General features: G+C 63.0%; 18 protein-coding genes. 6 read left to right on the top strand and 12 right to left on the bottom strand.

The genetic code is table 11. The annotated features are described in order from the left end of the window. Positions 1 to 3: 3 nt before the first annotated feature. The 3 genes from pyrH to rpsB form a co-directional block, all read right to left on the bottom strand. Entirely contained in the window at positions 4 to 729 is a 726-nt protein-coding gene (pyrH, locus tag ACN9MX_RS17960; protein ID WP_363737180.1) for a UMP kinase, read from the bottom strand. A 171-nt stretch (positions 730 to 900) separates the two neighbouring features. Then, on the bottom strand, positions 901 to 1,827 hold the full coding sequence (tsf, locus tag ACN9MX_RS17955) for a translation elongation factor Ts (RefSeq protein ID WP_133652994.1): 927 nt from the start codon (positions 1,825 to 1,827) through the stop codon (positions 901 to 903). Positions 1,828 to 1,928: 101 nt separating this feature from the next. Beyond that, the gene (gene rpsB, locus ACN9MX_RS17950; protein WP_133652993.1) at positions 1,929 to 2,687 is read right to left on the bottom strand and encodes a 30S ribosomal protein S2; all 759 of its coding nucleotides are present in this window, start codon (positions 2,685 to 2,687) and stop codon (positions 1,929 to 1,931) included. 248 nt (positions 2,688 to 2,935) lie between these two features. On the opposite strand from rpsB, the gene ACN9MX_RS17945 reads away from it, so the two are divergent. Beyond that, positions 2,936 to 3,163, top strand: coding sequence for a hypothetical protein (locus ACN9MX_RS17945; protein WP_363830131.1), 228 nt, complete (start codon positions 2,936 to 2,938; stop codon positions 3,161 to 3,163). Positions 3,164 to 3,166: 3 nt separating this feature from the next. Here the strand turns inward: ACN9MX_RS17945 and ACN9MX_RS17940 are convergent, their stop codons facing one another. Continuing rightward, a complete protein-coding gene (locus ACN9MX_RS17940) occupies positions 3,167 to 3,943 on the bottom strand; it encodes a CDP-alcohol phosphatidyltransferase family protein (protein WP_363737183.1) in 777 nt (258 codons plus the stop codon). Further along, positions 3,943 to 4,677 carry a phosphatidylserine decarboxylase gene (locus ACN9MX_RS17935; protein ID WP_133652990.1) on the bottom strand — a complete coding sequence of 245 codons (735 nt, stop codon included), beginning with the start codon at positions 4,675 to 4,677 and terminating at the stop codon, positions 3,943 to 3,945. Before ACN9MX_RS17935 ends, ACN9MX_RS17940 begins: the two co-directional genes overlap by 1 nt. A 217-nt stretch (positions 4,678 to 4,894) precedes the next feature. Here ACN9MX_RS17935 and ACN9MX_RS17930 point away from each other — a divergent pair, with 217 nt between their 5' ends. Together ACN9MX_RS17930 and ACN9MX_RS17925 are read left to right on the top strand one after the other, a co-directional pair. Continuing rightward, complete coding sequence (locus ACN9MX_RS17930) at positions 4,895 to 6,115, top strand: NADP-dependent isocitrate dehydrogenase (RefSeq protein ID WP_363755978.1); 1,221 nt, start codon at positions 4,895 to 4,897, stop codon at positions 6,113 to 6,115. 86 nt (positions 6,116 to 6,201) lie between these two features. Next, positions 6,202 to 7,815, top strand: a complete 1,614-nt coding sequence (locus ACN9MX_RS17925; protein WP_363737438.1) for a bifunctional GNAT family N-acetyltransferase/carbon-nitrogen hydrolase family protein — start codon at positions 6,202 to 6,204, stop codon at positions 7,813 to 7,815. Between the two features lie 117 nt (positions 7,816 to 7,932). Here ACN9MX_RS17925 and ACN9MX_RS17920 read toward each other — a convergent pair whose 3' ends face one another. From ACN9MX_RS17920 to glmU, 6 genes are all read right to left on the bottom strand, one after another. After that, the gene (locus tag ACN9MX_RS17920) at positions 7,933 to 9,723 is read right to left on the bottom strand and encodes a pilus assembly protein TadG-related protein (RefSeq protein ID WP_363830129.1); all 1,791 of its coding nucleotides are present in this window, start codon (positions 9,721 to 9,723) and stop codon (positions 7,933 to 7,935) included. Between the two features lie 98 nt (positions 9,724 to 9,821). Continuing rightward, positions 9,822 to 10,517 carry a TadE/TadG family type IV pilus assembly protein gene (locus ACN9MX_RS17915; protein WP_363737186.1) on the bottom strand — a complete coding sequence of 232 codons (696 nt, stop codon included), beginning with the start codon at positions 10,515 to 10,517 and terminating at the stop codon, positions 9,822 to 9,824. Then, complete coding sequence (locus ACN9MX_RS17910) at positions 10,490 to 11,161, bottom strand: TadE/TadG family type IV pilus assembly protein (protein ID WP_363737187.1); 672 nt, start codon at positions 11,159 to 11,161, stop codon at positions 10,490 to 10,492. Before ACN9MX_RS17910 ends, ACN9MX_RS17915 begins: the two co-directional genes overlap by 28 nt. Positions 11,162 to 11,674: 513 nt before the next feature. Then, a complete protein-coding gene (gene glmS / locus ACN9MX_RS17905; RefSeq protein WP_363737188.1) occupies positions 11,675 to 13,498 on the bottom strand; it encodes a glutamine--fructose-6-phosphate transaminase (isomerizing) in 1,824 nt (607 codons plus the stop codon). A gap of 83 nt (positions 13,499 to 13,581) precedes the next feature. Then, entirely contained in the window at positions 13,582 to 14,409 is an 828-nt protein-coding gene (locus tag ACN9MX_RS17900; protein WP_363830453.1) for a metallophosphoesterase, read from the bottom strand. Between the two features lie 26 nt (positions 14,410 to 14,435). Beyond that, positions 14,436 to 15,728: a bifunctional UDP-N-acetylglucosamine diphosphorylase/glucosamine-1-phosphate N-acetyltransferase GlmU gene (glmU, locus tag ACN9MX_RS17895; RefSeq protein WP_363830128.1), complete on the bottom strand. Its 1,293-nt coding sequence runs from the start codon at positions 15,726 to 15,728 to the stop codon at positions 14,436 to 14,438. A gap of 160 nt (positions 15,729 to 15,888) precedes the next feature. Here glmU and gph point away from each other — a divergent pair, with 160 nt between their 5' ends. From gph to ACN9MX_RS17880, 3 genes are all read left to right on the top strand, one after another. Next, positions 15,889 to 16,557, top strand: coding sequence for a phosphoglycolate phosphatase (gene gph / locus ACN9MX_RS17890; RefSeq protein ID WP_363737190.1), 669 nt, complete (start codon positions 15,889 to 15,891; stop codon positions 16,555 to 16,557). Then, positions 16,554 to 17,315: an enoyl-CoA hydratase/isomerase family protein gene (locus tag ACN9MX_RS17885; RefSeq protein ID WP_363830126.1), complete on the top strand. Its 762-nt coding sequence runs from the start codon at positions 16,554 to 16,556 to the stop codon at positions 17,313 to 17,315. Before gph ends, ACN9MX_RS17885 begins: the two co-directional genes overlap by 4 nt. A gap of 139 nt (positions 17,316 to 17,454) precedes the next feature. Further along, complete coding sequence (locus ACN9MX_RS17880) at positions 17,455 to 18,627, top strand: GGDEF domain-containing protein (protein WP_363830123.1); 1,173 nt, start codon at positions 17,455 to 17,457, stop codon at positions 18,625 to 18,627. 165 nt (positions 18,628 to 18,792) lie between these two features. On the opposite strand, the gene lpdA is transcribed toward ACN9MX_RS17880, so the two are convergent. Continuing rightward, entirely contained in the window at positions 18,793 to 20,193 is a 1,401-nt protein-coding gene (gene lpdA, locus ACN9MX_RS17875; protein ID WP_363830120.1) for a dihydrolipoyl dehydrogenase, read from the bottom strand. Positions 20,194 to 20,209: the final 16 nt, after the last annotated feature.

The raw sequence follows: 20,209 nt of genomic DNA, 5'->3' as shown, positions 1-20,209 counted from the left end.
GTTTCAGCGCTCCTGATTTTGCACGATCGTCGCCACACCATCGCCGGCCAGCACCTTGGCCAGGTTGCCGGTTTCGCGGATGTTGAACACGACGATGGGGATGTGGTTTTCGCGGCAAAGGGCAATGGCGCTCGCGTCCATGACCTTCAGATTGTCGTTCAGAACCTGATCGAAACTGATCGCGTCATAGCGGGCGGCATCGGGCACCTTCTTCGGATCGGCATTGTAGATGCCGTCGACGCTGGTGCCCTTGAACAGCGCGTCGCAATCCATTTCCGCCGCGCGCAGCGCCGCCGTGGTGTCGGTGGTGAAGAAGGGGCTGCCGGTACCCGCCGCGAAGATGACGATCCGGCCCTTTTCCATATGCCGCACCGCCTTGCGCCGGATATAGGGTTCGCAGACCGACGCCATCGGGATGGCGGACTGGACGCGGGTGTCATAGCCCAGCTTTTCCAGCGAATTCTGCACGGCCAGCGCGTTCATGACGGTGGCCAGCATGCCCATATAATCAGCGCTCGCCCGATCGAATCCCTTGGCGGCGCCCGCAAGGCCACGGAAGATATTGCCGCCACCCACGACCACGCACAGTTCGAACCCGGCATCCTTCGCCGCGGCAATCTCGCCCGCCACGCGGTTCACCGTTTCCGGCTCGATGCCGAACTGCCCCTGCCCCATCAGCACTTCGCCCGAAAGTTTCAGCAGGATGCGCTTGAAGGCTGGGCGAGACATGCGGGGCAATATTCCTTTTATGATCGGGCAAGGAAATGGCGCGCACCTTAAGCAGCGCGCGCCATTATGTGAAGCAGGGTTTTGGCAACCCCGAACTTCCTTAGCGCCCGCGTCCGGCTTGTCGAGAAGCCTCAGCCTCCCGACACCGCCGAAAGCGAACGAACTGTCGGATCAGACGCCGGCGGCGGCGGCCACTTCGGCGGCGAAGTCGCTCGTTTCCTTCTCGATACCTTCACCGAGCTGGAAGCGGATATAGTTTTTCAGCGTGATCGACGCGCCGGCTTCCTTGGCCGCCTTGGCGACCACGTCGGCGACCGGGGTCTTGTTGTCCATCACGAAGAGCTGCGACAGCAGCGCGTTTTCCTTCGCATATTTCGCGACGGCGCCGTCCACCATCTTGGCGACGATCTCGGCGGGCTTGCCCGATTCGGCCGCCTTTTCGGCAGCGATCGCGCGCTCACGCTCCAGCAGGGCCGGATCGATATCGGCCGAGGACAGCGCCAGCGGGAAGGCAGCAGCGATGTGCATCGCGATCTGCTTGCCCAGCGGCTCCAGAACGTCGGCGGATGCATCGCCCTCCAGCGCGACCAGCACGCCGATCTTGCCCAGACCCGGAGCGGCGGCATTGTGGACATAGGGAACGACGACGCCCTGGCTCACCTCGACCTGGCCGACGCGGCGCAGGGTCTGGTTTTCACCAATGGTGGCGATGTTGGCGACCAGCTTCTCGGCCACGGTGCCGCCAGCCGGATAGGCAGCGTTCGACAGCGCGTCAGCGTCGGCAACGCCATTTTCCAGCGCGATGGTCGACACGGTGCGGACGAAATCCTGGAACTGGTCGTTCTTGGCGACGAAGTCGGTTTCGCTGTTCACTTCGACGGCGACGCCCTTGGTGCCGGCAACGGCGACGCCGACCAGACCTTCAGCGGCGGTGCGGCTCGACTTCTTCTGCGCGGCGGCAAGACCCTTGGCGCGCAGCCAGTCGGTTGCCGCTTCGATGTCGCCATTGGCTTCGGTGAGCGCCTTCTTGCAGTCCATCATGCCCGCGCCCGAACGGTCGCGCAGTTCCTTGACGGCGGCAGCGGTAATCTCGGCCATGTTTCGGCTCCTAAATGTTTCGGATGGTTCAAATAAGCGCTAGGGCGCGTTCCATCGGAGCGCGCCCTAGCCTGTCAATCTTGCAGTTCGAAGACCGCGTCTCAGGCCTGAGCGACGACCTCTTCGGCCTCGGGCTCGTCCAGAGCGCCAAGGTCAACGCCGGAAGCCTGCTGCGCACCACGGTTGCCCTTGGTGGCGGCGGCGGCGACGGCGTCGCAGTAGAGGCGGATCGCGCGGCTGGCGTCGTCATTCGCCGGAACCGGGAAAGCGATGCCGTCGGGCGAGACGTTCGAATCGAGGATCGCGACGACCGGAATGCCCAGCGTGTTGGCTTCCTTGATCGCCAGCTCTTCCTTGTTGGCGTCGATCACGAACATGACGTCAGGGATGCCGTTCATGTCGCGGATGCCGCCCAGCGACATTTCGAGCTTCTCGCGCTCGCGGGTCATCTGGAGGACTTCCTTCTTGGTGAAGCCGTGGGTGTCGCCCGACAGCTTCTCTTCCAGGGTCTTCAGACGCTTGATCGAGCCAGAGATGGTCTTCCAGTTGGTGAGCATGCCGCCCAGCCAACGATGGTTGACGAAATGCTGGCCCGACTTGCGGGCGGCTTCAGCGATCGGATCCTGCGCCTGGCGCTTGGTGCCGACGAACAGCACCTTGCCGCCGGCGGCGACGGTCGCGGACACGAAGTCCAGGGCGCGGCCGAACAGCGGCACGGTCTGCGACAGGTCAAGGATGTGAATGCCGTTGCGCTCGCCGAAGATGTACGGCTTCATGCGCGGGTTCCAGCGGTGGGTCTGGTGGCCGAAATGGGCGCCAGCCTCGATCAATTGGTGCATGGTGACGACAGGAGCCGCCATAATTATTCTCCTTCCGGTTACACCTCTGGGAATCAGGAACTGAAGCAGCGCGCCGCAGCACCGGATATGTCGATTCCCATGTGGAATGGGCGCGCGTTTAGACGCGTCGGAATATCATTGCAAGGGGTTGACTCTCCGTTCTGGATAGAACATAAGGAGAACATTGGGAACAAGCGGCGGATTTGCACCGTTTGCATGCCCATAGTGAACCAAGCCGTGCAAATGGCAAGACAGAAAGTGAGCTGCATATGTTCGCACTGGTCGCAGCACTTGTTTTCACCGGATCATTCCTGCTCGCCGCGGGCGTCATTGTCGGCATGCTGCTGACCTATCATGACAAGATGGTGGCGGCTCTCGCATTCGAACCCATCTCGCGACAGGTTCCGGTATATCGCCTGCGCATCAGCCGGCGTCGCGCCGCACCCTCGACGCGACAAGAACGCCCCGCTTTTGCCGCCGCGGTGCTGGCTGCCTGAGGATCATTGTGCTTCGGCCGCGCGCTGGCGGCGAACCCTGGCATAGGACATCATGCCAAAGGGGATGAGCGCAAGATAAATGGCGCACAGCACCAGCAGAGTCAGCCATGGATCTGTGATTAGCAGCGCCGCCAGAAGCCCGGCCAGCGCAATCGCCTCCAGCCTTATGCGTTTGCGCAGACGCAGCGCGGACCAGCTATAGGTCGCGATGTTGGAGATCATCAGGAAGGCTGAGAAGGCGGTCCACGGCGCCACTACATACCATTGCCGGAACAACGGTTCGCCGGTCACCAGCCAGAGATAGAGCGGCACGAAGGCCAGACCGGCACCAGCGGGCGCCGGAACGCCGGTAAGAAAGCCGGCGGATTTGTGCGGCTGCACGTCGGCGTCGATATTGGCGTTGAACCGCGCCAGCCGCAGCGCGCAGGAAAGCGCATGGGCAAGAGCGAATATCCAGCCGAATTTCGGCATGGCGTTCAATGACCAGAGATAAAGCACGAGGGCCGGCGCCACGCCGAAGGCAATGGAATCCGACAGGGAGTCCAACTCCGCGCCGAAGCGGCTTTCCCCCCGCAGCAGCCGGGCAATGCGGCCATCCAGCCCGTCCAGCACGCCGGCGATCAGGATGGAGAGTACTGCCCGCTCCCATTCGCCCGAAATGCCGTAGCGCACGCCCGTCAGGCCGAAGCACAGCGCCATCGCCGTCACGGCGTTGGGCGCCACCATCCGCAGGGTGATCCCCCGGCGCAGACCGCGCGGGATGGTGCGCCGCTGCCGCATTATTGCTGAATCCCCGAAATCACGCGCATGTCGCCAATCTGGCCCAGGATCGTTTCGCCGGCCACGGTGCGCTGCCCCAGCACCACGCGCGGGGCGGTGCCCGCCGGCAGATAGACGTCGACACGGCTGCCGAAACGGATCAGGCCGATGCGCTGCCCCGCCGCGACCATGTCGCCCGGCTTCACAAAGGGTACGATCCGCCGCGCGACAAGGCCCGCGATCTGGGTGAAGCCGATGCGCACCCCGTCATGCCGCTCGACCAGGATATGCTGCCGCTCATTATCCTCGCTCGCCTTGTCGAGGTCGGCGTTCAGGAACTTGCCGGAAATATAGACGACCGACTTCACCGTCCCGCCGATCGGCGTCCGGTTGATGTGCACGTCGAACACGCTCATGAAGATCGACACGCGGATCATCGGCTGGTCGCCCAGCCCGTCCGGCCCGCTCATCTCCCGCGGCGGCGGCACCCGCTGGATCAGTGTCACCAGCCCGTCCGCGGGGGCGACGATGGCGTGCTCATCCTGCGGTACGGCGCGGACCGGATCGCGGAAGAACGCCAGGACCCAGATCGTCACCATCACCATCAGCCAGCCCGGAATCTCCCAGCCCACCAGGAACAGCAGCGCGGTGATGGCGGCCGCGATCAGGCCGAATTTCACGCCCTCCGGATGCACCGAGGGGAAGCGCCATTTCACATTGCCGCCCAGCGCGACGGTCAGTTCGTCATTTTCCATGGACACCGTCTTTAAGGACAGACACTTGCAGTGACAACGTCCGATCCCTTCCGAAGAGCCACGAAATAATCCCGCGCCGCATCTTCTCCCCGAACATGTGATATCCGGCGGCGGCGGCGCCCATTTCCCCGCGCGCCCTGCACACTCCAGTTGAACATTGCCGTCGCTTTCCCTAGGGCGTTCGCAAATTCCACCCGAATGAGAAGGCACAGGCGCTATGGCTAAGATCAAGGTGAAGAACCCCGTCGTGGAAATCGACGGCGACGAAATGACGCGGATCATCTGGCAGTGGATCCGCGAGCGCCTCATCCTTCCCTATCTCGACATCGACCTGAAATATTATGATCTGGGCGTCGAAAAGCGCGACGAGACCAACGACCAGATCACCATCGATTCCGCCAATGCCATCAAGGAGCATGGCGTCGGCGTGAAGTGCGCCACCATCACCCCCGACGAAGCGCGCGTCGAGGAATTCGGCCTGAAGGAAATGTGGAAGTCGCCCAATGGCACGATCCGCAACATCCTGGGCGGCGTTGTCTTCCGCGAGCCGATCGTGATCCGCAATGTGCCGCGCCTGGTTCCCGGCTGGACCGATCCGATCGTCATCGGCCGCCATGCCTTCGGCGACCAGTATCGCGCCACCGACTTCCTCGTCCCCGGCCCCGGCAAGCTGCGGATGGTGTGGGACGGCGCCAATGGCGAGAAGATCGAGAAGGACGTCTTCAACTTCCCGAGCTCCGGCGTCGCCATGGGCATGTACAATCTGGACGATTCGATCCGCGATTTCGCCCGCGCCAGCATGAACTATGCGCTGGGCCGCGGCTGGCCGCTCTACCTGTCGACCAAGAACACCATCCTCAAGGCCTATGACGGCCGCTTCAAGGATCTGTTCCAGGAAGTGTTCGACAATGAATTCGCCGCCGAGTTCAAGAAGGTGGGCGTGGTCTACGAACACCGCCTGATCGACGACATGGTCGCCTCCGCCCTCAAGTGGAGCGGCAAGTTCGTCTGGGCCTGCAAGAATTACGATGGCGACGTACAGTCGGACACGGTGGCGCAGGGCTTCGGCTCCCTTGGCCTCATGACGTCCGTCCTGCTCTCGCCCGATGGCAAGACCGTCGAGGCCGAAGCCGCCCACGGCACCGTCACCCGCCATTATCGCCAGCATCAGCAGGGCAAGCAGACCTCGACCAATCCGATCGCGTCGATCTTCGCCTGGACCCAGGGCCTCAGCTATCGCGGCAAGTTCGACGAGACGCCGGAAGTCACCAAGTTTGCCGAAACGCTGGAGCGGGTCTGCATCGAAACGGTGGAAAGCGGCAAGATGACCAAGGATCTTGCCCTGCTGATCGGTCCGGAGCAGGCCTGGATGACCACCGAACAGTTCTTCGAGGCGATCCGCGTGAACCTGGAAGACGCCATGGGCAAGTGGAACTGATCTGCCGTTCTGCAGTTCAATACGGTAACGGAACGAGGCGGCGCCGCATCCCGGCGCCGCCTTTTTCATGAGCGGAAAGGCGAATGATGACGACAACGGCGAAGAAGCGCCTGGAAGTCCGGCCGGCGGTTCCGGCGGATGTGCGCGGCATTCAGCGGCTGATCGCGCGAGTCTATCCCGGCCTGCCCAATTATTCGCTCGCGACCCTTCGCGGCCAGATCAACAATTTCCCGACCGGCTGCTTCGTCGCCCTCTATGACAGCCGGATCGTCGGCTATTGCGCGACCATGCGCGTCAGCAAGGCGATGGCCTTTTCCCCCCATGACTGGGAGGAGATCACCGCCAATGGCTTCGGCACCCGGCACAGCGCGGCGGGCGAGTGGCTCTATGGCTATGAAATGGCGGTCGATCCCAAATTGCGCGGACTGCGCATCGGCCAGCGTCTTTATGACGAGCGCAAGGAACTGGCCGAGGAACTGGACCTGCACGGTATCGTCATCGCCGGCCGCATGCCCGGTTACGCCAGGGCCAGGCGGCGCGTCGATGGGCCGGCCGATTATCTGGACAAGGTCGTCCAGGGCAAGCTGCGCGACCAGGTCGTCAGCTTCCAGCTCAAGAACCAGTTCGAGCCGCTGGGCGTGCTCGAAAACTACCTTCCTGAAGACAAGCAGTCCGACGGACATGCCGCGCATCTTGTCTGGCGCAACCCCTATGTCGATCCCGACGAAGCACCGGAAATGCGCGTGCCGCGCGGCGTGGAGAGTGTCCGCCTCGCCACCTGTCAGTTGCAGGCCCGCGCCGTCAAGGATTTCGACGAGTTCATCCGCAACATCGAATATTTCGTCGACGTGGCGGCCGATTATCGCTCTGACTTCATCGTCTTTCCCGAATTGTTCACCCTGCCCCTGCTGTCCTACGAAACCAGGAACCTCTCCCCTGCCGAAGCGATCGACAAGCTGACCAGCTACACCCCGCGCCTCACCAGAGAGCTGGAAAGAATGGCGCTGGAATATAATATCAACATCATCGGCGGCTCTCACCCGACCCGCGCTGATGACGGCGATATCCAGAATATCGCCTATGTCGCGCTGCGCGACGGATCGCTGCACAGGCAGGAAAAGATTCACCCGACGCCCAATGAGGCCTTCTGGTGGAATATCAAGGGCGGCGACTCGCTGGACGTGATCCAGACCGATTGCGGGCCGATCGGCGTGCTCATCTGTTACGACAGCGAATTTCCCGAACTGGCGCGACGGCTGGTGGACCAGGGCGCGCGGATCATCTTCGTGCCCTTCTGCACCGACTCCCGGCTGGGTTACATGCGCGTGCGATACTGCGCGCAGGCGCGGGCGATCGAGAACCAATGCTATGTGGTCATGTCAGGCAATGTCGGCAACCTGCCCAATGTCGACAATATGGACATCCAATATGCCCAGAGCGCGATCCTGACGCCCTGCGACCTGCCCTTCGCGCGCGACGGGATCGCGGCGGAATCGACCGAGAATGTCGAGACGCTGACCATGGCCGACGTGAACCTGGCGGACCTCAGTTGGGCCCGGGCGGAGGGTACGGTACGCAACCTGCGCGACCGGCGGTTCGACCTCTATCACATCGACTGGGACAGCAATCCCGATCACGCCCACGCGCCAAGCGGAGGCCCGGTCCCGGCGGGCGGGCACAATGCGCCGGGCGGGGGATAACGCAGATACCATCATTCAAGGATGACGGAACATGCTGCCGGCAGGCTTCAGGCGGTTACCCCATCCGGCAGCGTCATTTCAGGCATCATGACGGTCTCTCCCTATGTCCGCGCCCCGTCACTGAACCAGTCGAGCTGTCTGGAGGGCAGTTGAGAATAGTTGCTGGAGAGCCGTGGTGATATTGTCATCGGCCGTCACGGTCTGCACCAGTGGCGATCCATTGATGCCCGATGACGCACAACTTTGCAGCGCGGTGAGAACCTGGTCGGAACTTCCCGCATTGCCGGCCGGATAGGGCGAAGGCGGACGCGGCAGGAACGGAGCAATATTCGTCTGCGACCAGGAATCGCCGGCAAGCGACTCCGGCAGATATTGGGTATAGAGAATGGCAATCTTGATACCCTTGGTCTTGATCGCTGTGCATTGTGTCAGATCGCTGCTCCGCATCGGGCCGAAATAACGGCCGCCGCCATTTGGCTGGTCCAGCATGCCGTCCGTGATGATGAACAATATCTTCTGCGGCGTCGCTCCAGGCGCGCCGGTTCCCGCCGTGGGGATGACGTTGTTCATGGCGGTGAGCATGTTCGTCACTTCGGTGGCTTTATCGTCGATGTTGCTGCCGCTGGTCGGCATGGAGTTTTTCCACCAATAATCGTCAGCCGGGAACAGCGATGCCGCGGAAAAGCCACTGCCATAGGAAGCGACGCTGGTCAGGCTGTTGAGCGTCCTGACCGGCGAAGAATTGCCCGATCGCGTCCAGTCGAACGAAAACATCTGCGCGCGATAGGTGACCTGATATTGGGACGCCTGGTTAGCCGCGAAGGGGATCAACTGCGTCGCGGCCGAAACCACATCGTCCTTGCGCAGGGTGATGCTGGCGGGACTGCCGTAGATCTGCCCATAATTATGGGTGAGCCAATAACCATCGGCAAAATAGCTGGTATCATACAATGTGTCGATTGGGGTGCCCGTCGTCGTGGTCGTCGTGGTCGTCGTGGTTCCACCGCTTGCCGGCGTGGAATCCTCGACAATCTTCTTGGTCGGCGTCACTCTCTTGTATATGTTGGTTACGCCGCCTGGATTCTTGTTCACCGGCAAAACAATATAAGTGGTGACGTCGTAGGTACTGGTGGTGGTATCGATGTTCTTCTTGTTATTTCCGTTTCCAGATGTTGTCCGCACGGGGCCCACGACCGTCGGCGTCGAAGTCGAGGTCATGAGATTGCCTGCGCTGTCATAGATGAGGTTCGTAGTATAATCCCATCTATAGAAGACGTTCCGGGTCGCCGATCCCGACGTATAATAGCCCGTTGACAGCAATATATGGCGTGTTTTCTGATCCTTGACATAGATATTGTCGCTTGTCGGAAGCATCGCGTGGCACGCAAAGGCGCAGCCGTTCGCGTTTTCGGAAGTCTTGGTGGCCGCGATGATCTTGCTGACGCCGTCCGACGTCGCGGGAAGCAGCATCGAAGGCGAATTGTCCATCGCCAGGTAGAAATCGACATTGGGCGGCTGCGCGGCGCTGGCCGAGGACGTACCGCTGACTGTTAATGTACCGACCCCCAATATGTTGCCGAACATATTGACCGACTTGACCGTATAGCTGACGGTCGCCTTGCGAAGATAGCCCAGCGCGCCGCCGCTGCCTGAGGTGCCGTCGGTGATGGTGGGCGTCACCTGCAGGTCCTGATAGCCGTTCAGAAGGCTGGCCTGCGCCGTGAACATGGCTCTTGCGGCGGTAGTCGCTTCACTGTTCGATTGCAGGATAAGCGAAGGGCCGACAGCCGCCAGCGCAGCCGCGTCGGCCGCCGCGTTCAAGTGCGTCTGAAGGGCCATGGCGCGGGAATAATCGACCCCGAACCCGACGACGAAGGTCAGCGGGATGAGGGAAAATGCCGTGATCATCAGGGCGCCGCCTCGCTGGTCGCCCTTCAGCCGGGCAGCCAGCCTGGCCAGGACACGCGCAGAGTTGGGGCAAGAGGATCCTGTCATCATTCAAGCACCTAGAAAAGACGAGGGGTCATGTAGAGGGTGTGAGTCAGCGTAGTCGTCTGGATGGGGATAAAGCTGATCGACGGCGTGAAATTATATTTGACCTTGCCCATGAACAGCCAGCCACCGGCCGTACCGACCTGGGTCTTGGTGCCGGTACCGGGGCCAAGGTTTCCGCACACATTCGAACCGTCCGGAGAGGTCGGGACCATCGTGGAACTGATCATGTTGGCGGGGATGGAAACAACGGTATTGGCTGACTGCGTCCCGGCCGTGGGGAGCGTCCCGGCCGTCTGTTCCGAAGTCGCGGCGGTGACGGTGCTACCGTCGGCGCTTTGCGTCTGGGCCTGGGTCCACACGACATAGGCATGGGTGGCATCGCAGACCCTGAGCAGCGATATCTGCTCGGTCGCCTTGTCGAGCTTGTAGGGCGACAGGACGACTGCGCTGGCGCTGAGATAGGATTTCGCGTCGGCGCTCGTCGGGTCCGTGTAGACGATGGTGGGTGACATCGTTCGGCTGGTAAGGTCGACAAGGGAGCGCGTCGCGATCGTGACCTTGCGGTTGCAGGCGATCATGTCCGACAGGGAGCATCCGCCGGTGTACAGGAGCACGAGCACCGGCAGGCAAATCGCGAATTCGATGAGAACCGCTCCACTTGCGTCCTGTGCAAAGCGCCTCAACATGAGCTTTGCGATGCGCTGCATGAATAATCTTCCGTCGTGAATACCGATGTCGCGACAAGCTGGCGGTTGCTGTTGGGTTGGTTCACCAGGTTCAGGCCGAGCGGCCCTTTTCCTGTCGGCCAGAGATAGACCAGTTGAAGAACGACGATGCGGGATTTGCCGCTGCCGCCCGACTGGTAACTATAGCCCGTGCCTGTCGAGGTCAGCACGCCATTGCTGTCATAAGTGAAGGTCGGCTTGGCGGTGCTGCCGGCATTATAGGTGCTCGCGGTGGCGACATTGACCGTCAGCCGGGAACAGGTGAGCAGTGCGGGCAACAGCGATGGGACAGTGATTGCCTGACCATTGGCATCGGTTCCGGAGAAACCGTTGCAGATGGCGTTCTTGAAATCGCTGGCGGTCATGCCGACATGGCCATTGGCCAGTTGCACGGTCTGGACGGTCCCCGTCAGCATCAGGCGCCCTGCGCTCTGCGCCGCGGTTTCCAGCATCTGCTGCGCCAGATATATCAGCATCGAGTAAAGGATCGCGAGCAACAGCGCGAGCAAGGCCGGGGCGATGACGGCGAATTCCACCATGGCCATACCCTGCCTGTCCTGCGACAGGTTCTTGCCGAAACGGCGCACCGCCTTCCCTGCGCAAAATATATTGCGTAAAACCGCCATTACGGAGCCTCCCGGAGGCTGTATCAACGATCAGCGTTCAAATTTGGTAAACGGCCCGTCGCACAGGATGGACAGGGTTAAGGGGGTGCGCCAGCACCGGCTGAGTCCCGCCTCGACGAGGTTTCCCGCAACATCTTCGCTTCTAACACCGACTCATGACCCCGCGTGATGCAATGGCCACAGCCTCGCCGAAAAGCGTCCTATTTTCGCAACCCCTGCCGGTTAAGCCTGTCCTATTTCGCGCCGACGGCCCATTCCGGAACCCTCTTTGAAACGTCCGACACATTGCGCAGCCGCCTACGCGCGCTGGTGCGCGCGCGCATATGGTGTGAACTTCGGCGGAAAATGGCTGTTTCCCAAGGCGTCGGATCAGCGATGACATTCCCGGCCGCCAGTCATTCCATGTCTCATGCTGTCAAAGGCGATCCGGGATGTCGACTATGAGGCGGCTGAACACCGGCTGGAGCATCGTGCGCAAAAGTGGGAACCGGTTTTGCGCACGGCAGCCGCCGCTCACTCTACGGTAACGGACTTGGCAAGGTTTCTTGGTTGATCGACGTCCGTGCCCTTGGCCACGGCGACATGATAGGCCAGCAACTGCACCGGAACGGCATAGACCATCGGCGCGATCAGCGGATGCACCTTGGGCATGGTGATCGTCGCCATGCAACCCTCGCCCGCGGCCTGCACCCCGTCATAATCGGAGATCAGCACCACCTTGCCGCCGCGCGCCTGCACTTCCTGCATGTTGCTGACGGTCTTCTCGAACAGCGGTCCACTGGGCGCCAGCACGATCACCGGCACCTTGTCGTCGATCAGGGCGATAGGGCCATGCTTCATCTCGCCAGCGGCATAGCCCTCGGCATGGATATAGCTGATTTCCTTGAGCTTGAGCGCCCCTTCCAGCGCCAGCGGATAGTCCGGCCCGCGCCCCAGATAGAGCACATCGCGCGCGCCCGCGATCAGATGCGCCATCCCCTCGATGGATTCATCATAGGCAAGCGCGGCATTGAGCGCGGCGGGCGCCTCGGACAGGTGACGGACCAGTTCCTTTTCCGCCTTTGCGTCCAGCCGTCCCTTCGCCCGCGCCAGATTGGCCGCGAACGCCGCCAGCACCGCCAACTGGCAGGTGAAGGCCTTGGTCGATGCCACGCCGATTTCCGGCCCGGCATTGGTGGGCAGCAACAGGTCGGCCTCCCGCGCCATGGTGCTGGTCGGCACGTTGACGACGGCGGCGATCTTCTGTCCCTCGGCACGGGCATGGCGCAGCGCGGCCAGGGTGTCGGCGGTTTCGCCCGACTGGCTGATGACGATCATCAGCCCGCCCTCTTCCATCACCGGCGCGCGATAACGGAACTCGCTGGCCACATCGATGTCGACGGGAACGCGGGCGAACTGCTCGAACCAATATTTGGCAACCATGCCGGCATAGTAGCTGGTGCCGCAGGCGACGATGGTGACGCGGCGAATGCTGCCAAGGTCGAAATCCGGGATCGGCAGCGACACCTGGTCATCCATCCGGCGCAGATAGGAACGCAGTGTCTGCGCCACCACCACCGGCTGCTCGTAGATTTCCTTGAGCATATAGTGGCGGTGATTTCCCTTGGAGATCAGTTCGCCGGTGACGCCGGAAATGGTGACAGGCCGCTCGACGGGAACATTGTCCTTGTCGAAGATCTCCGCGCCGTCGCGGGTGATGACGACCCAGTCGCCTTCCTCCAGATAGGCGATGCGCTGGGTCAGCGGCGCCAGCGCCAGCGCATCGGAGCCAAGATAGGTCTCCCCCTCGCCATAGCCGACCACCAACGGCGAGCCCAGGCGCGCGCCGATCAGCATATCGGGATGGCTGCGGAACAGGATCGCCAGCGCGAAGGCGCCGTGCAGGCGCGGCAGGACCTGCGCCACCGCGTCCTTCGGGGATGCGCCCTGCTCGACCAGTTCGCTCACCAGATGGGCGACGACTTCCGTATCGGTCTGGCTGTCGAAAGTGCGGCCCCGCGCCATCAGCTCCTCGCGCAGCGGCTTGAAATTCTCGATGATGCCGTTGTGGACGAGCGCCACTTCCTTTGTGGCGTGGGGATGGGCGTTGCTGGTCGTGGGTGCGCCATGGGTCGCCCAGCGGGTATGGGCAATGCCCGTCTTACCCGGCAAGGGCGCGGCGCCCAGTTCCTTCACCAGATTGGCGAGCTTGCCCTCGGCGCGGCGACGGTCGATCTGCCCATCATGGATGGTGGCGACGCCCGCGCTATCATAACCGCGATATTCAAGTCGCCTGAGACCTTCGACCAGCCGCTCCGCCACGTCGTCCTTGCCGATGATTCCGATGATGCCGCACATGGATGCTCAGTCCCAAAGCCGTGAAAACTCTATGCTTGTGCCGCCTATGCCACGATCGCGCGGCGGGCGACAGGGGTACCGCATCATCGTGGATGAATTGTAATCAGCCAGACATCCGGCGGCGCCAGCAACCGGATCGGCAGGCCGCTGGTGCCAAGCCCGGCCGATACCACCATGGTCCGCTGTCCTTCCCGGTACACCCCGCAGGCATAGCGGGTGCCATAGCGTGAAGGCACATAGACTATGCCGGCAAAGGGCAAGGCCACCTGCCCGCAATGGGTATGACCCACCAGCGTCAGCATCGGCCGGTCGGGCAGCAGCGGAAAGACATCCGGCCCATGGGACAGCATCAGCGGCGCACCGCCCAACGCCTGCATCGCATCCAGCGTCGCGGGGATGTCGGGTCGGTCGGTATAGATGTCGCGCAGCCCGCCGATCGCCAGCGGACCCCGGCGCACCGCCTGATTCTCCAGCAAAGGAATGCCGATGCGGGCAAACAGGGCGGCCCATTGCCGGCGGCTGATCCGCGCATGTTTTCGGGCGTCATGATTGCCCAGCACAGCGACCACGCCCAGCGGCGCGCGCAAAGCGGCAAAGGGCGCGATGCTCTGCTCCGGACCATAGGTCGCGCCACCCTTTTGATCCCCGATATAGTCGCCGCCCAGGACGACCAGATCGGGTTTCAGGCCATTCACCAGGGCGACGATCCGCGCCATCCGGGCTGGACTGTTGTCGGGACCGGACAAATGGCCGTCCGTCAGCAGAGCCACCGTGACCGGCCGTCGGGGCGCATCCGTCGGGAAGGGAAGGGCGACGTCCAGATGCCGCACCACCGGCATGGCCCGCGCATTGAGCACGAGCCAGACTACCGCTCCCGTCAACAGGAGCAAAAGGATCAGCAGCGCGATCAGCCAGCGCCGCGTTCGGGAAAGGGCCTTCACTTGGCGGCTTTGCGCGCCTGCATTTTCGCCCGGAAGCGGGCGGCCCATCCAGGTTTCACCTCCTGCGCCGGCCGGACGAGACAAAGCGCATCGGCCTCCACCGGCTGGGTCACGACGCTTCCGGCCGCGACGATCGCGCCATCCCCGATCGTCACGGGCGCGACCAGCGCGCTGTTGGAACCGATGAAGGCGCCCGCGCCGATCTCCGTCCGATATTTGAAGAAGCCGTCATAGTTGCAGGTGATGGTGCCCGCGCCGATGTTGGCGCCTGCGCCCACGCTCGCGTCACCGATATAGGACAGATGGTTCACCTTGGCGCCCTCGCCCAGTTCGGCCTTCTTCATCTCGACGAAATTGCCGACCTTGGCCTTGCCGCCAACTTTCGCCCCAGGGCGCAGGCGGGCATAGGGACCGATTTCCGCGCCCTTGCCGACAGAGGCGCCCTCCAGATGCGAAAAGGCGTGGATCGTCGCATCGTCCGCAATGCTGACGCCCGGACCGAAGACGACATGGGGTTCAACCACCACGTCGCGGCCCAATAGGGTGTCATGCGCGAAGAACACTGTTTCCGGCGCGATCAGCGTCGCTCCATCCCGCATCGCCTCCGCCCGGCGACGGTCCTGCCAGACAGCCTCCACCCCCGCCAGTTCGGCGCGGCTGTTGACGCCCGCAACTTCCCATGCTTCCGCCTCGATCACCGCGCTCTGGGCGCCCGGCAGCATGACGATGTCGGGCAGATAATATTCCCCCGCCGCATTGTCGTTGCCGATCTTGTCGAGCAGCACGAACAGGTCGGTCGACCGCACCGCCATCAGTCCCGAATTGCAGAGCGTCACCGCCCGCTCCTCTGCGCTGGCGTCTTTATATTCCACCATCTTTTCGATCACGCCCTGATCGCGGGCGATGATCCGGCCATAGGCGGCGGCGTCCTCAGGCCGGAAACCCAGCACAACGGCGCGCGGCTCGTCACCCCAGTTCAGGCGGTCCAGCATGCTTCGCAGCGTTTCGGTGCGCACCAGCGGCACGTCGCCATAGAGGATCAATATGTCGCCTGCGAAGCCGGCCAGCGCATCATGCGCCTGCGCTACGGCATGGCCGGTGCCCAGTTGCTGTTCCTGCACTGCGATGACGGCGCCGCTGCCCTCGACCGCCTTTTCCACCTGGTCGCGCCCCGCGCCGACGACCACCACCTGCCGCTCAGGCTGCAACGCCGCCACGCTGGCGAGCAGGTGGAGCAGCATCGGCCGCCCCGCTATCGGGTGCAGCACCTTGTGTTTCGTTGATTTCATGCGCGTCCCTTGCCCGGCGGCAAGGATGATCACGGCCAGAGGACGGGCGGGCGAGCGGCTGGAGGTCACAGGGGCATCCTTCACGAAAGGGCCAAGAATCTGAGCGCTCTCTGCCATGTTTGACTTGCCTTTGCCACTGTGCAGGCGGCATGAGCCGGCCATGGCCAGCATTCCCTTCGACATTGTCGGTTTTGACCTTGACGGCACCCTGCTCGACACCAGCGGCGACCTGGCGGCGGCGGTCAACTACGCCATTGCGACGGACGGCCGCCCGCCATTCCCGGTGGAAGCGATCCACCCCTTCGTCGGCAAGGGCGCGAAGGTGATGCTTCAGCGGGCTCTCGACGCCTCCGGCGGATATGACGAGGCGATGCTGGCCAGGATGCTTCCCATCCTGCTCGACTATTATGAGCAGAATCTGGCGATTCATTCCCTGCCCTATCCCGGCCTGACGGCTGCGATGGACGCTTTGCAGGCGGCAGGCGTGAAGCTCGCCATCTGCACCAACAAGGCGGAACGCTTCACCATCCCCCTGCTTCATCAGATCGGCCTGTCGGATCGCTTCGCCAGCGTCGTGGGCGGCGACACGGTGGGCATCGCCAAACCGGACCCCGCGCCGATCCACGCCATGGTCGAACGCGCAGGGGGCGGGCGGGCGATCTTCCTGGGCGACACCATCAACGACATTGCCGGCGCGCGCAATGCGGGCATCCCCAGCATCGCTGTCAGCTTCGGCTTCCTGGATGGGCCGGTGGAGGCGCTGGAGGCCGACGCCGTGATCCACCATTATGACGATCTGATGCCCTTGCTGGAAAACTGGCCAGCATGACGCTTTATCTGGAAAGCGACGGTCCGGTCGCGACGCTGCTGATCGACCGGCCACGCCAACATAATGCGATGAACCAGCAGATGTGGGAGCAGTTTCCCCAACTGGTGCAGGAGGCGATGGCGGACGAGGCGATCCGCGTGCTCATCCTGACATCGGCGACGCCAGGCCTCTTCTGCGCAGGAGCGGATATACACGAATTCGCGCGCTGTTCGGGGGAGGAAGACTGGCGCTTCGCCAACCAGGCCGCGATCCGCGCCAGCCAATATGCCCTTGCCCATGCCGAAAAGCCGGTGATCGCGGCGATAGACGGCGATGCCGTGGGCGGGGGATGCGGACTCGCAATAGCCTGCGACCTGCGGATCTGCTCCCCTGCCGCCCGGTTGGGCATCACCCCCGCCAGGCTCGGCATCGTCTATTCGCTGTTCGACACGAAGCTGCTGGTCGACCTGGTCGGGCCTGCGCGGGCCAAGCGCATCCTGTTCACTGCCGCCCTCCTCGACGCGGGTGATGCGCTCGCCATCGGCCTGATCGACCAGATCGCGCCCGCCCCACGGGAGGCAGCGATGGCACTGGCGCACAGCATGGCCGCCAACGCCCAGCATTCGATCCGTTCGTCCAAGACCATTGTCCGCCGCATCCTGGATGGACAGGCAGACGACGATGACGAAACGCTCGCCATGTTCCGCGACGCCTTCACCCAGCCCGACTTTCATGAAGGCGTGCAGGCCTTCAAAGAGAAGCGCCGCCCCTCCTTCTGATCTGCTCGTCGACGGTTCATCCATAACGGATGAACATCTCGTCCGATCTGGAAGTATTTGTTAAGGATCGGCTTTTACCCGTCTGGCGGTAGAGACGCCGCGCCGGCTGACGACCGACAAGAGGAACAGGCACAACAGCGTGGGGGAAAATTTCGCCTTCTTCCTGCCCGTCATGATGGCAAGTTTCAGCGTGGTGTTCGCCTTCGTCTGGAGCCTGCGCGTGCGCGCCGCCGGATATTGGAGCGCGGCCTATCTGTGCGTTGCTGGCGGCTTTGCCATGCCGGCGGGATTTGCCCTTGCGCCCTCACCTCTCTGGAGTCTGGCGGCGGACCTGCTGTTCACCAGCGGATTCCTGCTGTTCAGCCAGGCGTTGCTGGAACGGTGGCGGCCGAACTGGCTGCTGCGGGCGCGGATCGCGATCTGGGCCCTGTCCATATTGCTGTGCGCCGCCGCCCTCCTGTTCGACCATTTGCCCTTCGAACTGGCATCGTCCGATTTCGGCTGTTTCCTGCTGATCGGCCTGCCGCTGATCGCGGGGAGGAGCCGGCTCGACAACTGGTCGGACCGCACGCTGTTCGGGGCGGCGACATTGGTCGCGCTGGACAATCTGATACGCGGCAGCACCATGCCGCTCACATTGTCGGGCGGCAATTTCCTGAACAGCGATTATGCCTTCCTGATGCAGGCGCTGGCCTGCGTCTTTGGCCTGTTCCTGGCTCTGGCGGCGCTCGCGGCGAACATGCTCGACCTGCTCTCCCGCTATCAGCGCGATGCGCTGCATGATCCGCTTTCCGGCCTGCTCAACCGCCGCGGCTTTGACGACGCGGTCGGCCAGAGAGCGCGCAAATTGCCGACACAGGGCAGCCTGATCCTCTGCGACATCGATCATTTCAAGGCGATCAACGACTCCCATGGCCATGCGCTGGGCGATCGCGTGATCGTCACGCTGGCGCGCACATTGGCGCGGTTCGCGCCCGCAGGCGCTGTTACAGCCCGGTTCGGCGGGGAGGAGTTCGTGCTCTTCCTGCCCGATACCAATGCTGCCCGCGCGGCGGCCATCGCCAATGACATTCGCGAGAGCCTGGCTCAGGAGGTCGCTGGACAGGTTGGCCTGTCCCGGCCGATGACGGCCAGCTTCGGGCTCTCAGCCGTGCAGCGGGGCGACGCTTCCATCCATGACGCCATTTCGCGGGCGGACGAGGCGCTCTACGAAGCCAAGACCCGTGGCCGCAACAGGGTGTGCGTGCGCCGGGCGCTCTCGACGCCTGCCACGACGGAACAGGATGTAACCTCGCGGGTCAGCAACGGCTGAAGCGCCGCTTCAAATCCGACGCGGGCCTCCAAATTCTCCGTCGCAGCATCCGGTGAGCGGAAAGCCGGCCCCGGTCTTCCGGACGGCGCTGCAACCGCTCGCTCTCCCCGAAAAAAGGCCGCCCCGAAGGACGGCCTCTTCATCTTCGCGGAAGGCTGCGCGCGATCACATATGGATCGGCTTGCCCGTGACGGCCATGGCCGCTTCCTTGATCGCCTCGCTATGGGTCGGGTGAGCGTGGCAGGTATAGGCGATGTCTTCGCTCGACGCGCCGAATTCCATCGCCTGGGCCGCCTGCGCGATCATCGTGCCGGCAACCGTCGCGATGATCCAGACGCCCAGCACCTTGTCGGTTTCGGCATCGGCAATGATCTTCACGAAACCATCGGGCTCATGGTTGGTCTTGGCACGGCTGTTCGCCAGCATAGGGAATTTGCCGACCTTGATCGCGCCCTTTTCCTTGGCCGCCTCTTCGGTCAGGCCCACGCCCGCGATTTCCGGCTTGGTATAGACGACCGACGGAATCACGTCATGGTTCACGATGCCGGTCAGGCCGGCGATATTCTCGGCGACGGCAATGCCCTCATCCTCGGCCTTGTGCGCCAGCATCGGGCCCGGAATCACGTCTCCGATCGCCCATATGCCCGGAACCTTGGTGGCGAAATCATGATCGGTCTCGATCTGGCCGCGGGCATTGAGTTCCAGGCCGATCTTCTCGAGGCCCAGCCCCTCCGTATTGGGGCGACGGCCGATCGATACCAGCACGACATCGGCCTCGATCTTCTCGGCCGCGCCACCGGCGGCCGGCTCGACCGTCAGGGTCACGCCCTTCTTGCCGACTTCCGCGCCCGTGACCTTCGTACCAAGCTTATATTCGAAGCCCTGCTTCTTGAAGATCTTGTTCGCCTCCTTGCGGACTTCTCCATCCATGCCGGGCAGGATCTGGTCGAGATATTCGACCACAGTGACCTTCGCGCCGACGCGGCGCCACACCGATCCAAGCTCGAGCCCGATGACGCCGCCGCCGACGACGACCAGATGGCCTGGCACCTTGTCCAGTTCCAGCGCGCCGGTCGAATCGACGATCTTGCCGCCCGCATTGTCCACCGCGACGCCCGGAAGCGGCGTGACCGACGAGCCGGTGGCGATGACGATATTCTTCGCCGTCACCTTCTTGCCCGCGACTTCCACGGTATTGGCCCCGGTGAAGCTCGCGAGCCCCTTCAGCCAGTCGACCTTGTTCTTCTTGAACAGGAACTCGATGCCGCCGGTCAGGCCCTTCACCGCTTCCTTGCGCTGGCCCTGCATGGTGTCGAGGTCCAGGCTCATCTTGTCGATCTTCACGCCCAGCTTGGCAAGCGCGCCATTGGCCGCTTCGTCGTAAAGCTCCGATGCGTGCAGCAGCGCCTTGGACGGAATGCAGCCGACATTGAGACAGGTGCCCCCCAGCGTCTCGCGGCTTTCGGCGCAGGCGGTCTTGAGGCCCAGCTGCGCCGCGCGGATCGCCGCGACATAGCCGCCCGGACCGGCGCCGATTACCAGAACATCATAATCGAAGTCTGCCATGGTTCACCTTCCTCTG

This window comes from Sphingobium sp. R-21, assembly GCF_049913335.1.
Lineage (GTDB): Bacteria > Pseudomonadota > Alphaproteobacteria > Sphingomonadales > Sphingomonadaceae > Sphingobium.
The sequence above is the reverse complement of the archived record's forward strand: the minus strand, read 5'-3'. Positions and strand labels throughout refer to the sequence as shown.